This window comes from Pseudoalteromonas aurantia 208, assembly GCF_014858725.1.
Taxonomy (GTDB): domain Bacteria; phylum Pseudomonadota; class Gammaproteobacteria; order Enterobacterales; family Alteromonadaceae; genus Pseudoalteromonas; species Pseudoalteromonas aurantia.
On sequence record NZ_AQGV01000015.1, the window covers coordinates 202548 to 219785 of the forward strand.

A 17238-nucleotide genomic window follows, 5' to 3' on the forward strand; every position below is an offset into this window, starting at 1 on the left:
AATATGAGGACAATTGCAACAGTCATTTTTATTGACCGTGATAAATTGGCTTTTGCCGCGAATTGATTGCATGTTTTGATAGTAATATTAGACTAACGCCCATTGAAGGTTGTAGACATAACTAAATTGAAAGAGAACAATATGATTAAATCAACAATAACGGCGCTAAGTGTTGCTGTTGTTATCGGCTTAAGTGGCTGTAACAATACGTCAGAACCACAAGGAACTGATACGGTGAAAAAAGCAAATTATTCAAATGTTCTATTACAAGAATTCTCAGGCCCATTTCAGGGCGTTCCACAGTTCGACAAGATGAACCTTGTAGATTTGAAACCTGCATTAGAAATGGGGATGGCTGAACATTTGGCTGATGTAGATAAAATAGCAAACAACCCTGCATCACCAACATTTGATAACACCATTGCAGAATTAGAGCGAGCAGGGAAAAGCTTAGATCGCGTTTTTACGTATTACGGTATTTGGAGAAATAATAAGTCATCAGCCGAAGCGCGTGAATTGCAAAAAGAAATAGCGCCTAAGCTTTCGGTGTATGACTCAAAAATAATACAAAATAGTAAGTTATTTAATCGTGTTAAAGCGGTTTTTAATAGTGATGAGTATAAAGCATTAACACCTGAGCAGCAGCGTATTACTTGGCTAACTTATAATAGTTTTGCTCGAAATGGCGCTACATTACAAGGTAATGCAAAATTACGTTACGCAGCAATTAATCAGCAATTAGCCTCTTTGCAAACGAAGTTTTCTAGTAATGTCCTCGCTGATGAGGAAAGCTATGTTGTTTATTTAAATGCATCTCAATTATCAGGTTTACCGAAGTCATTTGTGGTAGGTGCGGCAGCGGCAGCTGCGGAGCGAGGCAAAGTTGGTCAATATGCAATAACAAACTCTCGTTCATCTATGGATCCGTTTTTAACCTACTCAACAGAGCGCTCACTTAGAGAGCAGGTATGGAAAAATTATTACAACCGAGGTGGGAATGGCGATCAATATGATAATAATGGAATAATTAAAGAAATCTTAACGCTACGCCATGAACGAGTACAGTTGTTGGGGTACGAGAACTACGCACAATGGCGTTTAGAAGATAGAATGGCGAAAACACCAGAGAATGCTAAGGCATTAATGGACCAAGTTTGGCCTGCGGCTGTTGCACGCGTAAAGGAAGAAGTTGCAGATATGCAGGCGATAGCGGATAAAGAAGAGGTAAAAATAACAATTGAACCTTGGGATTATCGCTTTTACTCAGAAAAAGTCCGTAAAGACAAGTATGCTTTAGATTCAAATGAAGTGAAGCAATACTTACAACTCGATAAACTTCGCGAGGCCATGTTTTATGTCGCTGGGCGACTGTTTAATTTTGAGTTTTCAGAGGTGGTAGATGGTTCGGTGCCTGTGTATCACGATGATGTACGTGTCTGGGAAGTAAAAGATAAGGCGTCAGGTAAACATGTCGGATTATGGTATTTAGATCCATTTGCGAGAAAAGGAAAGCGTTCAGGTGCTTGGGCAAATACATTTAGAAGTTATACCACGATGGATGGTGAAACTAATGTGTTGAGCACGAACAACTCTAACTTTGTAAAAGGGCCAGAAGGTAAAGCAACATTAATTTCTTGGTCTGATGCACAAACGTACTTCCATGAATTTGGTCATGCATTACATTTTTTATCTGCTGATGTTGTCTATCCTCAATCACATTCTGGTGTGCGTGATTACACTGAGTTTCAATCACAGCTACTTGAGCGTTGGTTAACAACTGATGAAGTGATTAATCAATTCCTAGTGCACCATGAAACGGGTAAACCGATACCCAAAGAGCTGGTCGCTAAGATTAAGAAGTCAGCAACCTTTAATCAAGGCTTCTCTACAACTGAGTATATGGGTTCAGCAATAATGGACTTATTATATCATAGTACGGATCCGACAAAGATTGACCCCGCTAAATTTGAAAAAGAGCAACTGACAAAGTTGGGTATGCCTGCGGAGTTGGTAATGCGTCATCGCAGCACTCACTTTGGGCATATTTTTTCAAGTGAAGGATATGCAGCAGCATATTATGGATACTTGTGGGCTGAGGTTTTAACTTCAGATGCTGCTGAGGCGTTTGCTGATGCGCCAGGTGGGTTTTATGATGAAGCACTGGCAAATAAGTTGGTTAAACACCTATTTTCGGTCAGAAATGCGATGGATCCAGCTCAAGCTTATCGTTTGTTTCGTGGACGAGATGCGGATGTTAGCGCACTAATGCGCGACCGAGGCTTCCCTGTTAAGCAATCAGATTAAATAAGTTTTGAAGAGAGCTCACAATAGTGGGTTCTCTTAAATTATGTGCTTATATCTGGCGAGGGGACGAATTGTCACGAACGTTTTTTTGGAAATAATTTCCACCAGAACATGGCTTCAAAAGTAAAGCCGCAGATTATAAAAATAAAAAAACCGCTTTTAATTCCAGCACTGTAGCTTGATAGTGCTGCTATAAGCAGCAAAAATAGAATCATAACCCGATATATAATATTCATAATTGCTTCCTGCTGTTGGTTCTAATTAACTTACACAACTATTCATTTAAGATTGAAAACTTATTTCGACCTGTTTCTTTCGCGTTATATAATGCAGCATCGGCGCGACTTAGTAACTGTTTGGTATCACATCGCTGACTTTCAGCTAAAAAGGTCATGCCCACACTCACTGTCACTACTTCCATAGGCGAACCGATGTTTATTATCGACAGGTTTTTAATTGCTGAGACAAGTTGGTTGGCAATACTTTTGGCGCCGTCTTGAGAGGTGTTGGGTAATAGTACAATGAACTCTTCCCCTCCATACCTAAAAACCGTATCTATGGGTCTTTTTATTTGGTTTTTCAGTGTTATGGCAACTTGTTTCAGTACATCATCTCCTTGTAAGTGGCCGTATTCGTCATTGTATTTTTTAAAAAAATCAATATCAATCATCATTGCGGCAAACGGCTGTTGTAATCGGGTTGTTTGCTTAAGTAACCGTACTATTTCCATATCGAAGAAGCGGCGATTGTAGATACCGGTTAAACCGTCGACAAAAGAGTATTTTTTTAATAAATCAGTTTGTAGCTTGTACTTTAAGTGTGTTTTTACTCGATTTTGTAATGTTTTTGGGACTATTGGTTTTGGTACAAAATCGACAGCACCAGAAGACCAACAAAGTTCTTGGTTGGCTTCGCTGGTGTTCGATGTGACAAAAATAACGGGAATTTCAGAAAGTTCTGAAATATTCTGCATTGTTTGACATGCTTCGATACCTGACATTCCTTCTAATATCCAGTCCATTAATACCAAATCAGGTTGAGAATCTTGGCAGACACGAATTGCCTCTTCCGCGCATTCAACGGCTGTTACTTTACACACGCTTCTTAAGCAACTCACCAGTAGTTGGCGCATTAAAGATGAGTCATCGACCACAAGTACCCAGCAGTCACCCATGTCATTCAAGCCTTGAAACATAGTCCTTTAAAACCCTTCTTCTGTGGCGCATAAGCCGTATTACTAACGTTACTTAATCCAAATTTAAACTAAAACAAAGATAAAATCACGTTAATATACGATGCGTGATAAATAAATACGCTTATACGCTCCTTAAATTAAGCACCTTATCAGTGCACCACTGTTGCTAAAAAGTATGACAGTTCATTATGAATTACCAGAGACCAATTGGAACATTTTTGGTGGCGTAGGAGCCGGCAATAACTCCTGGTTTTGTGATGTATTAAATGTTGATATTTGTTGTAAAAGATATCGTGCTTGTTCTCGCATTTCTTGTCCAGCTTGGGTTGATTGTTCAACCAATTGCATGTTCTTTTGAGTTAAATGATCAAGTTGGGCTACGGTAGATGAAACGGCTACAACACCATCGGATTGTTCCTTACCTGCACGAGCGATATCCATAATCATACTATTAACTTCTTGAACGACGAGGGTCAATTCTTTGAAGCGTTCACCGGATGTCACTACCAACTCACTGCCTTTGGAAACCGCTAAGCTGCTATCTTCAATTAGATTTTTAATTTCTTTGGCTGCTGATGCACTTCGTTGTGCTAAATTGCGCACTTCACTTGCGACCACCGCAAAGCCTCTACCTGCCTCCCCTGCTCTAGCAGCTTCAACAGAGGCATTGAGTGCAAGTAGGTTTGTTTGAAAAGCGATTTCATTAATTACTCCGATAATATCGGATATTCTGTTACTACATGCTTCAATATCAGACATGGCAGATACGGCGTTTGACACGGTTTCACCACCTTGTGACGCCTTCTCCATTGTAAGCTTAGTGCGTGCAGAGACATCTTGGGTGCTTTTAGCATTTTGTTGCACGGTTGCGGTTAATTGTTCCATGGTGGATGCCGTTTCTTCTAAACTAGATGCTTGGCGCTCAATACGTTTACTTAACTCTTCGCTGTCAGTCGCGATGTTTTGTGCACCTTGGAATACATTGTTTGATGCTGCGGTGATCTCATGAATCATGTTGTTTAGGTTGCGTGTAAGTCCATTCATTGCGTCTTTTAATATATTGAATTCACTCCCTAAATCGTCATGTATTTGATGGGATAGATGCCCCTCAGAAAGCGAGATGATGGCATCTTTAATACTCTTTATTGCTAACTTTCTCGCCGTGATATCGGTTGCGTATTTAACAATTTTAAAAGGTTTATCGTTGGTATCAAAGATGGGGTTGTACGATGCTTGGATCCAGATATCAGTGCCATCTTTAGCCTGTCGCTTATATTCTCCGCTATCGAATTGACCCTGATTCAATTTCTGCCAAAATAAACTGTATTCATTGCTAACAGCATAGTCTGGGTCGACAAATATACGATGATGCTTTCCTTGAATTTCTTCTAAGCGGTATTGGGTGGTTTTCAAAAAGTTGTCATTGGCATGAAGTATGGTGCCGTCCAAATTAAACTCGATAACAGCTTGTGATTTATTTATTGCACTGAGCTGCCCTGCATAGTTTGCGCTTTTGGTCTTTTGTTCTGTGATATCGGTGGCGAACTTTACGACTTTTATGGGTTGGTTATCAGAATTAAAAATTGGATTGTATGTTGCTTGGATCCAGATTTCCTTTTTACCTTTTCCGAGGCGTTTATACTCGCCTGAATGAAATTGACCTTGGTTCAATGAAGACCAAAAATCACGATACTCTTGACTATTGGCGTAACTTGGCTCGGCAAATATACTATGATGTTGGCCTTGTACTTCATCGAGCGTGTAACCCATAGCAGACAAAAAGTTGTCGTTCGCGGTCAGTATGGTGCCATCCATGTTAAATTCAATGACTGCTTGAGATCTATTGATTGCTTCAAGTTGGCCTTCAAAGTTGGTGGTTAATTGTTTTTGTTCTGTAATATCTGCGGCATATTTAACTACTTTAAAAGGTTTACCACTTAAGTCAAAAATAGGGTTGTAGGAAGCCTGTATCCATATTTCTCGTGCATTTTTGTCTAATCTTTTAAATTCTCCAGAGCTAAATTGTCCTGCGTTTAATTGCGCCCAAAAAGTGTGGTATTCATCGCTTTGGGCATATTGCGGGTCTAAAAATATTTTATGATGTTGCCCCACTACTTCATCAAGCGTATATCCCGTTGTAGCTAAAAAGTTTTCATTAGCAGAAAGGATTGTGCCATCCATGGCAAATTCTATCACCGCTTGAGATGTACTAATTGCATTAAGTTGACCTTCATAGTCGGCCGCTTGCAATTTGCTCGCGGTTATATCTGAGGCGTATTTTACGACCTTAAAGGGTTTATTTTCGCTATCAAAAATCGGATTGTAAGTTGCGTGTATCCATATTTCTTTGTTGTCTTTAGCTAGTCGCTTAAATTCTCCTGAGTAATATTGTCCTTGTTTTAAGTTACGCCAAAAGTCACGGTATTGCTCGCTTTTTGCGTAGTCTTGCTCGGCAAACATACTATGATGTTGGCCAATGACTTGATGACGTTCATACCCCATGGTGCTCAGAAAGTTATCGTTTGCTTTTAAAATATTTCCGTTTAAGTCAAATTCTATTACAGCTTGTGATTTATCGATGGCTTTAATTTGTCCATTGCTATCAATTTGTTGTTCTTTGTATGACGAAATATCAAACAGTATGAGTATTATTTTATCCCCAAGTGAGCTGTCAGTTGGCACTGTTGAGGTGACTCTAAACCAAAGAGTGCGGCCTGCTTTTGTGGCTACTTTAAATTCACCAGGTGATGTATTCGAGCTTGAGTGCTCGAAACCTTGCAATACAGCCTTGATGGGCGAACCGATTAAGTCAGTATCAAGGTAGCCGGTTAGGGATAAGAAATACTGGCTAAGGTGAATGACATTTCCAGCATTGTTGACTTCAATAATGGATTGACTATGTTCGATTAAACTTAACTTTGATTGTATCGCTATTTGCTTTAAGCGATCAGTCCTTGAAGTAAATATCATGGAAAACCACGTATATAAATGAGTTATTTATACAAAAAGATAGTTCAACATAAAGGTTCTGCCACTGTGCAGTTCGTATATTTCTAAATAGTTGGGTTACAGCCAACAGGGTGACAGTGTTTACCTACAAAACGGCTCAGAAGTTTTAATACTTTCTAAGTCTGCCTTTGTTTTTAGGTACAAATGAGAGAGAGTTATAGATAACGGCCTCTCTGGTCAGACCTGTGTGTAGGGTTATGAATTTATTATCGAAGCTGTGTATTTGTTTCTGTTTTAGGTATATAAAAACTAATACTAAAAAGTCATTTTTATTACTTTAACTAGAACAATGGGATTTATTTTGATACAAATGATGCAACTTTTGACATACTAAATAATAAAAAACTAATACAAAGGATTGTTTTGGCAAGCCTCATGGAGCAGGAAAATTGCTATATGTCACTTTTGATAGCTAATTATACTGTTGGAGGTCTTAATGGCTTTGTATCCGTCTTTTTCATTCACACCGTATGGTCGAAGTTCGTTGCCGAGTATTGTTTTAACGACACTGGTTTTATTATTAGTGACGTTACTGAGCTTTCCAAGCTATGCACATAAAGTAATGTCGGGAGAGCTGGCTAAGCATTTAAAGGCCATAAATTACGGCTCTAAATCGGATGATAAATGGGTACAACCAAGTCTTCATGAACAACAGCAGTTTGAGGCCGGATTTGCAGCTTTTATTTCGCAAAACTACCCGCTAGCCCAAGAGTTAGTCGCGCCAATTGGGTATGACGTAGCACAGTTTTTTGATACCAATACACAAACCACATATTATTTATTGCAAGAGCGTGCCACATTACCAAGTGCAGATTTCCGTGGTGGTGGTACGTACATTTATAACCCAAATGGATTAAACGCTATTTTACAAGCGCCACACCCCAAAAGAGACTCATTTACAGGTACGCAAGCCATTGATGCATTTCTATTTACTGAAACTAAATTATTGATGCTTGCCGGTACGCGTAGAGACAGTAGTCACGCATTAAGTTCGTGCACAAATGGGCATTATGAAGCCAGCGATGTGGCACATCAAACCGACTCATATTTCAACGTGGTACACAAATACATGAGTGACTTTGACGATAACTCAGTTTTTATTCAGTACCATGGCTTTGGGAAGACAACGCTTGCTAAGTTGCAAAATCAGTGTATGACAAACAATGATCTCATGCTTAATTTGAGTGAAAGTGTGAATTACAACACAACCGAGAATGAGCAAAGTATTTTGCACTCATTACGCCGAGCTGTTGAAGAGGATGGTAAAATTGCAGCATGCGTATATGGTAATGATACAAAAAGCTTGGGCGGAACTTGGAATGTACAAGCGCGGTACACCAATGGGTCTGCCAATATATGTTCGACAAGCTCTACGGCCTCGTCGAAGCGGTTTATACATTTAGAGCAAAGTTATAACGTCCGTAAGTTTCATCGAGATGACATGCAAAAATACTTGAAGAAAGCTTTAGAAAACCACTTTTTGTAAGTAAGTTGTTGTTTTATATTTGCTATTTTAGTGTCGATAGCGATGCGTAGTAAAAGGTTACAAATTTAAACTTATTTTACTTGTTACTCACTATTATGTCGGTATAGTTTGTCCTCACATTTGGAATGTTTCGTTAAACACTGAGTTGAGTGAGTATATGCAATTAGTTGATTTAAACCCTGAAGATAGCCATGTTATTGAATTATTCTCAGAAATAGATCGATTAATGAATTCCTTATATCCCGTGGCAAGTGCACAGTCACTTGAATTACCAGAATTAAAACAACCGAACGTACATGGCATTGGCTTAATGAACGATGATGGCATCGTTGCGTGTGGTGCAATTGTAAAGCAGTTTGATAATACCCTGTACGGAGAGCTTAAACGGTTATATGTGAAGCCGAGTTACCGTGGTAAAGGGTTATCTCGTCGCATAATGCAAACACTTTTACATTATGCAGGCGAAGCACAAATCCCCCTTATGCGATTAGAAACCGGTAGTAAACAAACAGAAGCTATCAACTTGTATGAAAGCCTCGGGTTTTCTCGATGTGAAAGGTTTGGTTTGTATCGTGACAATTCGTTAAGTGTGTTTATGGAATTGCCATTAAACTCGTAGGTAGCTGAAGTGGGGATTAGGCGTCAATACGTGTATTTCTGCGATAGTGTCTAATTCAATGAGTATGGGCTGTTCATCACATATTATGCATATGCACTGTTGCCGTTGCTGGTTATATTGCGTATCAAGGGCCCTACCTTGGTAGTTATCCGCCGAGCGAGTTGTTACTTTGATTGAATAGTTATACAGGCAAGCTATTTCAATAAAATCATGATCATCACATGTCATTACTTGGTTTACCCTTGTGCGGTTATTCATCGTGCTACGCTATTTAATCCGTAAAACGTGCAAATGTCACGCATTACATCTTTCTATTATTGTCTCATATCTGCTTTGACTAAAATTTGATAGACAACTTTTTAATACATTGACTTGCTATCTTAGCATTGCTTTCAAAGCGCAGAGATTGATATTTGAATTCGATGCTATCGCTTACTTTCAAGATAGTAGATATAGGCTACACTCATTACCTACTAAGTTTTAACTCGCTCATAATCGTTTGTTTTTAATCTAGGTAAGGAGGCCCAATGCGTATACTCGTAGTTGATGATATGGCATCTATGCGGCATGTGATGATAAATATGTTACGCCACGTTGGATTTAAAGATATTGATGAGGCGGTTGATGGTTATCAAGCAATGGTCTTACTAAAAAGTCGGCCATATGATTTAGTTATCTCTGATTTAAATATGCCTAAGATTGATGGACTACAATTATTGCAAGCGATCAGGCAAGATCGAATATTAGCGAATACACCTTTGCTAATGGTGACTTGCGAAAGTGATAAAGAAAAAGTACAGCAAGCGTTGTTAGCGAAAGTAAATGGCTTTGTGATCAAGCCTTTTAACATGAACACATTAGAAAAACAGCTTAATCGATTGCACTTGTTGGAGTAGATGTAAAACCCCTTTACAGCTTGAGGTATTGATTAGGTGTCAAGCCAAGTATTTTTTTAAATTCTTTAATTAAATGAGCCTGGTCGGTGAGACCGAGCAATGTAATTACATCATATATATCAAATTTTTCCTCTTCTAACAGTTGCAAAGCATGTATACAGCGTTGCTTTCTGATCAACCATTTAGGTGCAAGGCCAATATGTTTAATACATAGCCTTTGCAATGCTCTGACTGACAATTGAGATTGCTTGGCCCATTGCTCAACGGTATTTATGGTGGGGTTGTTTGCTAGAATTTGCCAAGTTCTATTCATTTTTTCTTGTGAATCGTCAGGTTGTGGAAGATGTGACAGAAGCTGGTTGAGAGTTGTAATACATATTTGATGATTTTCCGTGTTATGCAGTGCATCACTTTGGCATTCATCAAAAAGAAAGCCACTATTAAAATGCAAATTTTGCAGCTCCTGATGAGGATACGGAAGTATTGTATTGAGTGCACCGACACGAAACTTCACACCAATTAAGGTTTTGCTACCCTGTAACGGCGTTTCATATGCGTGCGTCATAACACCTGTACAATATAGACTTTGCTGGTCAAAAATTAAATGCATATTAGGGCTAGGTAAATTTCGCTGTATACAAGTAGCACCGTATTCGAGTTGCCATGATACAAACCAATAGCAATCAACGAGACGTTTTAAGTTTTCAGATGGTTGATATTTTTTTAGATTATAATTAAGTGTACTTTTGTTGGCATGGTATACGCCTGAACTTGGTTTGGAATGAGTATTAAGTTGTCGCATTTTTACAATTACCAACAGAGAAGGTCTTGTAATCTTGCCATACACCGTGAATTATAGGAAAAGTTATGACAAAATTTACCATAGAAAGTTGGCAAGAGAGTGATATCTGCAAAGAAAGCACGAATGAAACGACTATACGCAGCGCCACGATTAAAAAACACTATATAGGTGTTTTGCAAGGCAACTCCATAACGCATTATAGTTTATGCTATTTGCCCGATGGCAGTGCGATTTTTACTGGAATAGAAGTTTTTACTGGTGAATACAACAACTGCAACGGACAGTTTGCACTATCTCATGAAGGGAAATTCGAAAAGGGCGAGGCCAAAGGTTCTTTAACGGTTGTTGCAGGCAGTGGAATTGGACAGCTGAAAACCATATCTGGCCATGCTCACTTTTGTGCCGGAGAACAAAGTGAGCATGAATTACATACGTCGTTCACACTGTAAAAAAACCGACTAATGTGGGTCTTTTGTTGAGCGTTGCTTTTGCATAAAGATGGTTACTTCGGCCATTACGATGCCAAACTTACTGATATAAGAACGGTTTACAATAGTATCGCTATCAAACGCCCACATCCAGTCGTCAAAGTGTACGGTGTAACTTGTACTATTAACCGGTAGATCCATGTTGTAACTCCATTGCATGGCATTGCCGTACACTCTGCCTGTTGCGTTATTTTTTATATCAGATGCAGTGCCTCGAAACTGTTTAGCCCCCTCTTTTTCAATTTTCCATACTCGCTTTAGTGTGCCGTTACCGACACCGTATTTGAACGTTTCATCAAGGGTAAGTACATTGTTGTTGCTCACGCTACCGCGAATATTAACGGTGAACCTCTGTATGAGTTGGCCGGACCTATCTTGTACTATACCCCAAGCTTTTACGTCTGAATTGAAAAACTTGAATGGGTCGAAATATGGTGTAGCATCTTCATACACCTCACCTTTAATCGATACACCGCAGCCACTGATTATCATACATAGCGTTGCAGCAAATAACCCTTTTTTCATGGTGCTTCCTCAAGTGCCAATAATTCTTTTCTCATCATCGGCTCCGATGTGCGTTCGTTAAGCCAAATGGCAAAAAAGTGCGTAGTAAACTCAGTGTCACTGACTTGACCAATGAGCTGATCATCATTGTAAAAAAGGCTTTCTCCGGCTGCATTTCTAACACCTAATAATTGAGTGCCATTTTTAACATCAGGAAAAATGTTTTGCATAGTAACCCGCCATAGCTGTAATTTTTGATGATTGTTAAAACCTTGTTTTTCCATCTCATCAATCGAACGGTTAGCGATATCATGTCCAGACAAGTCTCTTAAGTAATTGAGCTTTAAAGCAAATGGTTTAGCCGCATCGTAGTGGCCATTTTGAGCATAGAGCGTTGCATCATAAATATCCCAAAATAAATAACTCATACGGCTTGTACTTCCTACTGCCTTCGGGTTTTCTATGAATAAGCTCATAGGGGTTGCGTATACCAACTTTATATTCATTAGCATGACAATGACAAACGCTATGGTTTTCATCTTGGATGTCCTTAATACGGAAGGTTTTTATACATACGTAATGTAAGGTGCTGTTGGTTCACTCACTCCTCAGTAATATGATCAAAGACTGTGTGTAGTGTATTTTTGAACCACATAATTTTTGGATCTTGTAGACGAGTTTTATGTATATAAAACTTTAAGTTGTAGTTTGGCACCGCGACAGGAGGTTGATGTATCTTTAAGGCCAATTGTTTTTTGACGAAACGGGCGTAATGTTGCGGTAATGTCAGTAACCAACTGGTGTTATTGAGCATATAGGGTGCATTTAGTACATAGGGGGTCGTCAGTGCTATTTTCCGTATTGTTCTATGCTTGACGAGTGCTTTATCTACGACTCCTCTCCCCTCGTTCCAAGGTGCGATCAAGACATGTTGATATGCAATAAAATCGTCTAAAGAAATGCTCTTTTGATCAGCAAGCGGGTGCTGTGTAGACATGACAGTAACATAATTGTCTGCAAACCAAGTCACACCTGAAATGCTTTGTGAAAGCTCAGCTTGGTGAGCAAAGCCACACGCAAGATCAATTTTCCCAGATTTCAATTTTTCTTCAGGGATCCGCTGTTCAAGTGAAACGAGTCGAATTGAGATATTGGGGTGATAACGTTGAATGTGCTCTAGCAATGGTTGCATGCACCATGCTGTGTAATCTGTTACAGCAATAACATAAGTTGTATCGGCGTTGGGGTTGAATTGCTCAATCGGTGTTAGTCCCAATTGCAATATCTCCATTGCTGGCAATATTTTTGCCGCTAAGTTTTCTGAAAACAGTGTTGGTTCCATTTTATTTTCGATGCGAATAAATAGGTCATTATTGAGTTTTTGCCGTAATCTAGTTAATGCGTGACTGCATGCAGATTGACTGATGTTTAACACATCAGCGGTATCACTGACTGAACCCGTTTGATACAAAACGGAAAAAAGTTTGAGTAAGTTTAAATCTATATTTGATATATTATGCATGGAATTCATTCGCTCAGTGCAATATATGCACTTAATACATGTGTTTTTTTAGCATACACTGAGGTTTGTTAATTCACTAAGGGAAAACCATAATGACACTGCAAATACGTGTAGCTGAGCAGTCTGATGCTGCAACGATTCTACATTTTATCAATGAGCTTGCTATCTATGAAAAAGAACCCGAGGCGGTGCTTAACTCAATAGCTGATATCGAAGAGAAGTTATTTGGAGAAGATGTGCGAGCTCACGCATTGATTTGTGAAGAGCAAGGGGAAGCCATAGGGTTTGCGGTTTACTTTTTTAATTATTCAACTTGGCTTGGGAAGTACGGGCTTTATTTAGAAGATTTATATGTTGCTCAAAATAAGCGTGGTAATGGCGCAGGTAAAGCTATTATGAAATATCTAGCCCGCCTGGCGATTGAAAAAGATTGCGGCCGTTTTGAGTGGGTGGTTTTAGATTGGAATCAGCCCGCGATTGATTTTTATCATAGCATTGGCGCCAAGCAGCAAAACGAATGGATAATTAATCGTTTGTCAGGAGAAGAGTTGCACGCTTTTGCATTTGAGTCATAAATTTGATTTATAATTGTGACTGAGTGACTTTTTTATTGGGCGCTTCATATGCATCTTGGCTAGAAGCGTCTTCCCGCCTGATCAAAAAGCTGCAAATACTCCCGATCACGAAAAATATGCCATACATTGAACCGATATAGACCCAGTCGGTTTGTTTGATAAGCAGCATAACCCGAGTGCCATCGTTAATTATGAAAACATTAATAACGGCAATCAAAAATACAAGTCGATAATAGAAGTAATTCCCTAAGTGACTTGCAAAAGCACTTATCAGTAGTGAGAAAAGACATAAGTAAAAGCCTATGACAGATAAAGCACCTGTTTGATAGCTGGGGAGTAACGCAGATAAAGCGAGTATAATCGCTGCCCAACCAGTAATTTTATAAAGCATATTCAAATCCTTTGAAAATGTTAATGTTATTATTATTATGGTGTGTTGATGGAATTATGCGTAATAAATCAAAAATACGCAATTGGATTCCGGGTTTATTTAACTTTTGTTATAACTTTGTGTGTTATTTTTTGCAGTTCTGGTAGTAGCTCGTTACTAAACCAAGGGTTTTTTTTCAACCAATGCTGATTCCTGGGACTTGGATGAGGCAGAGCAATCATGCTCGGAAGCAGAGATTGCCAAACGCGCGTTTGTTCCGTGACACTTGTAAAATTTGGAAAATGATATTGTTGAGCATATTGACCGATAACAATAGTCAGTTTTACTTGTGAGAATTGTTTCAGCAATTGTGAGCGCCAAGTTTTTGCGCAAATAGGAGGGGGTGGTAGATCTCCACTGCTCCCCTTGCCAGGGTAACAAAACGCCATGGGTACAATGGCGAATAGACTCGGATCGTAAAAAGTACGTTCCGTCACATTTAACCATGCTCTGAGTCGACTTCCACTGGCATCATTAAATGGTTTACTTGTTAGATGGACAGTTTTACTTGGCGCCTGTCCTGCGATAAGAATACGTGCACTTTCATTACCTTGAACAACTGGATTAGCACCTAGCTGCAAAGTGTCATGGCAAATTCTACATTTTTTAATATCATCAAAAATAGTCACAATAATGTCGTGCCTTACCTATCGCCATGGCATACGAATACCTTACGAAAGTATACACTGATTTTTACGTATTTCTTGATAGTTTGGGATTTGCGTAGGCAGTTTCTAAATAAACTTTCGAATATGCCATATTTACATATAAATACAAATGAGAATGACTATCTTTTTTGTGTCTAATTTAGCATAATTTATTTTTCAATTTGTTATTTCCTAGGGTTTTATAGTGGTTATACCCCAATTTAGTGCTTGGTTTCAAAGTGCTGCATTTTTAGTGTGCTCACGGTTTCTTGCGGCAATTCTCGGTGGCTATATATTTTCAGCAATATCAGTATCTCTTTTAGCTGTATTAGTGCCTCTATCTAAAACAGACTCCGTGTTACTCGCTGTGAGCTTGAGTGTTTTAGTGTATACATGTGTATTTATATGGGTGTTTAGTGTGCGCTCGCTCGTGAAAATATATGGCTGGTTAATTGCGTTAAGCGCAAGTCAGATTTTCTTGCTGGCTGTTATCAAAGGTTGGTTATGAAAGAGAATTTTTTCCGTTCAATGACATGGTTGCATACTTGGACTGGCTTACTCGTGTGTTGGCTATTATTTCTGATTTTCTTTGCTGGGACACTGAGTTTTTTTCGTCATGAAATTACGTTATGGGCACAGCCCGCCGCACACGATGTGCAGCCGCAATTAAATCGCGTTGCAGCTCAAAGGCAGCAGATTAGTACAGCTTTAGAGCACTTAGCTATGAAAGCGCCTGAGGCCGAAACTTGGTGGGTAGGTTTACCTAATGAGCGTAATCATACCATGGCCGTTTCATACCGAGAGAAGGGCGACGATGGGGTTCGAGGTAAATGGCAAGATAACTACATGGATCCTAATTCACAGTCGATCCTTGCTGAGTATCGAGATACCAAAGGCGGACATTTTTTTTATAGGTTGCATTTTGACTTGCACTATATGGATCGCACGGTTGCCCGGTGGATTGTGTCATTTGCTAGCTTGTTTATGTTAATTGGCTTAATTTCGGGTGTGGTGATTCACAAGCGCATTTTTAAAGATATGTTTCAATTTCGCAGTGCAAAGGGAGTTCGGACATGGCTAGATGCGCATAACTTATCGTCTGTCTTGGCGCTACCTTTTCATATTATGATCACATATACCGGTTTAGTAACGCTCATTTTCATGTTGTTCCCTTATCCAGCTATGACACAGTATGAAGGAGGAAATCGCGCTTTTTTTGCAGACCTTAACTCTGCGAGGCAACATGCTGATGCAACAGGTAAACAAGTCGAAATGTTACCCATGAAACAGCTTGTAGATCAATTTTATACTAACTGGCCAAACGTAGATATAAAGCGCGTTATTTTAGATCACCCTTTTGATGAAACTGCGATTGTGAAATTTTATGCGAACACCGGTACTCAAGTACAAGATGAGATGCCTGTGTGGGTATATAGTGCGGTCACTGGAGAATTAAAGACGTCGGCAAATACTGATTTATCACCGAGTGAAACATTATATGATGGCATGATTGCTTTACATACTGGGCGTTTGGCTTTACCTGGGTTGCGATGGTTGTATTTTATTTGTGGTATTGCTGGTTGTGTGATGATTGCAAGTGGTGCTGTAATGTGGGCGAAACGAATTCGCGCACGTATGAAATCCAATGAGCAACCAGGTTTTGGCTTAAAGCTGGTTGAGGCATTGAACTTGGCTACGCTGATGGGGCTACCTGTTGCGACGACTGCATTTTTCTATGCAAATCGACTATTACCTAATGATTTATCTAATCGTGCAGATATGGAGGTACATCTATTTTTTGTGACTTGGCTTTGTGTGACCGTGTTTGCTATATACCGAGCGGGTACAAAACAGTGGAAACAGTTGGCACAACTCAATGTTATTTTGTGGCTTTTGTTACCTATTTGCAATGCCCTTACGACACAAGGAAACCTGATCAGCTATCTACTCGAACAGCAGTGGATATTGGCAGGTTTTGACTTGCTTTGTATCTTGACCGCGTTCGGCTTTTTTATACAAATGAACAAACTAGCAACACAAGAAAAAGCAAATGTCGTTGGTACATTTAAGTTGAAGGAGAGAAACACATGACACAGTTACTTGCTTTTTTGCTGTGCTTTACAAGCTTCTCTTGTTTTGCATTGATAAAAAATAGTCACTGTAAAGCTGTATTTGCTAAAAGGGTTGATGCAGTGCTGGGGCGGCGAATGCTTATGATTGCGTGGTGTGCTTTAATCGCAAGCGTTATAATAAGTCTCTGGGATCTTGCTGGATATGGTGGTGTGCTGTTTTGTGGTTATATGGCTATATCAATCATTTTGCTGGCTTTGTTATTAAGTTATCACCCCACTAAATTGAGATCACTAATTTACGTACTGCCAACTTTAATCAGTACAACATGCATAGGTTTATTGCTTTAATCACGGATATTACTGCTTACTTTGCATTATTAAGGCTTATTTTCCATAACGAGTTGATTCAAGCCTTATAGAGATCACTATATTACCAACTAAGCTTAGTAATATAGTGATCTCAGTTTAAACTCCCTTCTTTTTGTTAGTAAAAATGTGATCTATTCAGCACATTTCTGAACTCATCTTAGTAAAAATCTGATCTTTAACTAGTTTTGAATTATATCAGTAAGTAAAATAGTGATCTCAAGGAGGCTTGGACATACTATCTAGCGCTTTTAGACTTATAAATCGAGGAAATATTTGACTTAGCAGAGCATTAAGTTGGTAAAATCATGATCTAAAAGGAT

At 39.1% G+C, this 17238-nt stretch carries 18 protein-coding genes; 9 read left to right on the forward strand and 9 right to left on the reverse strand.

The features are described from left to right. Positions 1-141: 141 nt before the first annotated feature. On the forward strand, positions 142-2304 hold the full coding sequence (locus PAUR_RS19345) for a M3 family metallopeptidase (RefSeq protein ID WP_192509370.1): 2163 nt from the start codon (positions 142-144) through the stop codon (positions 2302-2304). A 274-nt stretch (positions 2305-2578) separates the two neighbouring features. Here the strand turns inward: PAUR_RS19345 and PAUR_RS19350 are convergent, their stop codons facing one another. Both PAUR_RS19350 and PAUR_RS19355 read right to left on the reverse strand, forming a co-directional pair. Continuing rightward, positions 2579-3499, reverse strand: coding sequence for a GGDEF domain-containing response regulator (locus PAUR_RS19350; protein ID WP_192509371.1), 921 nt, complete (start codon positions 3497-3499; stop codon positions 2579-2581). Between the two features lie 186 nt (positions 3500-3685). Beyond that, positions 3686-6469 (reverse strand): methyl-accepting chemotaxis protein, encoded by a 2784-nt coding sequence (locus tag PAUR_RS19355; RefSeq protein ID WP_192509372.1) that lies wholly within the window; start codon positions 6467-6469, stop codon positions 3686-3688. Between the two features lie 475 nt (positions 6470-6944). Here PAUR_RS19355 and PAUR_RS19360 point away from each other — a divergent pair, with 475 nt between their 5' ends. Further along, a complete protein-coding gene (locus PAUR_RS19360; RefSeq protein ID WP_192509373.1) occupies positions 6945-7994 on the forward strand; it encodes a hypothetical protein in 1050 nt (349 codons plus the stop codon). A 157-nt stretch (positions 7995-8151) separates the two neighbouring features. Continuing rightward, complete coding sequence (locus tag PAUR_RS19365) at positions 8152-8613, forward strand: GNAT family N-acetyltransferase (RefSeq protein ID WP_192509374.1); 462 nt, start codon at positions 8152-8154, stop codon at positions 8611-8613. Here the strand turns inward: PAUR_RS19365 and PAUR_RS19370 are convergent. Continuing rightward, positions 8602-8871 (reverse strand): Rho-binding antiterminator, encoded by a 270-nt coding sequence (locus tag PAUR_RS19370; protein ID WP_192509375.1) that lies wholly within the window; start codon positions 8869-8871, stop codon positions 8602-8604. The genes PAUR_RS19365 and PAUR_RS19370 overlap by 12 nt on opposite strands. A gap of 269 nt (positions 8872-9140) precedes the next feature. Here PAUR_RS19370 and PAUR_RS19375 point away from each other — a divergent pair, with 269 nt between their 5' ends. Further along, a complete protein-coding gene (locus PAUR_RS19375) occupies positions 9141-9509 on the forward strand; it encodes a response regulator (RefSeq protein WP_192509376.1) in 369 nt (122 codons plus the stop codon). 13 nt (positions 9510-9522) lie between these two features. On the opposite strand, the gene PAUR_RS19380 is transcribed toward PAUR_RS19375, so the two are convergent. Continuing rightward, positions 9523-10311 carry a helix-turn-helix domain-containing protein gene (locus PAUR_RS19380; RefSeq protein ID WP_192509377.1) on the reverse strand — a complete coding sequence of 263 codons (789 nt, stop codon included), beginning with the start codon at positions 10309-10311 and terminating at the stop codon, positions 9523-9525. A 65-nt stretch (positions 10312-10376) separates the two neighbouring features. Between PAUR_RS19380 and PAUR_RS19385 the strand changes: the two genes are divergently transcribed. Further along, positions 10377-10760 (forward strand): DUF3224 domain-containing protein, encoded by a 384-nt coding sequence (locus PAUR_RS19385; RefSeq protein WP_192509378.1) that lies wholly within the window; start codon positions 10377-10379, stop codon positions 10758-10760. A gap of 9 nt (positions 10761-10769) precedes the next feature. On the opposite strand, the gene PAUR_RS19390 is transcribed toward PAUR_RS19385, so the two are convergent. From PAUR_RS19390 to PAUR_RS19400, 3 genes are all read right to left on the reverse strand, one after another. Further along, a complete protein-coding gene (locus tag PAUR_RS19390; RefSeq protein ID WP_192509379.1) occupies positions 10770-11324 on the reverse strand; it encodes a DUF3833 family protein in 555 nt (184 codons plus the stop codon). Next, positions 11321-11842 (reverse strand): chalcone isomerase family protein, encoded by a 522-nt coding sequence (locus tag PAUR_RS19395; protein WP_192509380.1) that lies wholly within the window; start codon positions 11840-11842, stop codon positions 11321-11323. The genes PAUR_RS19390 and PAUR_RS19395 overlap by 4 nt, the downstream gene beginning before the upstream one ends. 62 nt (positions 11843-11904) lie before the next feature. Further along, positions 11905-12825, reverse strand: coding sequence for a LysR family transcriptional regulator (locus tag PAUR_RS19400; RefSeq protein ID WP_192509381.1), 921 nt, complete (start codon positions 12823-12825; stop codon positions 11905-11907). 92 nt (positions 12826-12917) lie between these two features. Between PAUR_RS19400 and PAUR_RS19405 the strand changes: the two genes are divergently transcribed. Further along, on the forward strand, positions 12918-13400 hold the full coding sequence (locus PAUR_RS19405) for a GNAT family N-acetyltransferase (protein ID WP_192509382.1): 483 nt from the start codon (positions 12918-12920) through the stop codon (positions 13398-13400). 7 nt (positions 13401-13407) lie between these two features. On the opposite strand, the gene PAUR_RS19410 is transcribed toward PAUR_RS19405, so the two are convergent. Both PAUR_RS19410 and PAUR_RS19415 read right to left on the reverse strand, forming a co-directional pair. Then, complete coding sequence (locus PAUR_RS19410) at positions 13408-13791, reverse strand: hypothetical protein (protein ID WP_192509383.1); 384 nt, start codon at positions 13789-13791, stop codon at positions 13408-13410. Between the two features lie 95 nt (positions 13792-13886). Continuing rightward, positions 13887-14459 carry a uracil-DNA glycosylase family protein gene (locus tag PAUR_RS19415; RefSeq protein WP_192509384.1) on the reverse strand — a complete coding sequence of 191 codons (573 nt, stop codon included), beginning with the start codon at positions 14457-14459 and terminating at the stop codon, positions 13887-13889. A gap of 223 nt (positions 14460-14682) precedes the next feature. Between PAUR_RS19415 and PAUR_RS19420 the strand changes: the two genes are divergently transcribed. From PAUR_RS19420 to PAUR_RS24005, 3 genes are read left to right on the forward strand one after another with little or no spacing between them, the layout of a single operon-like run. Then, on the forward strand, positions 14683-14985 hold the full coding sequence (locus PAUR_RS19420) for a hypothetical protein (RefSeq protein ID WP_192509385.1): 303 nt from the start codon (positions 14683-14685) through the stop codon (positions 14983-14985). Next, a complete protein-coding gene (locus tag PAUR_RS19425) occupies positions 14982-16568 on the forward strand; it encodes a PepSY-associated TM helix domain-containing protein (protein WP_192509386.1) in 1587 nt (528 codons plus the stop codon). Before PAUR_RS19420 ends, PAUR_RS19425 begins: the two co-directional genes overlap by 4 nt. Next, the gene (locus PAUR_RS24005; protein WP_192509387.1) at positions 16565-16897 is read left to right on the forward strand and encodes a DUF3325 domain-containing protein; all 333 of its coding nucleotides are present in this window, start codon (positions 16565-16567) and stop codon (positions 16895-16897) included. Before PAUR_RS19425 ends, PAUR_RS24005 begins: the two co-directional genes overlap by 4 nt. Positions 16898-17238: the final 341 nt, after the last annotated feature.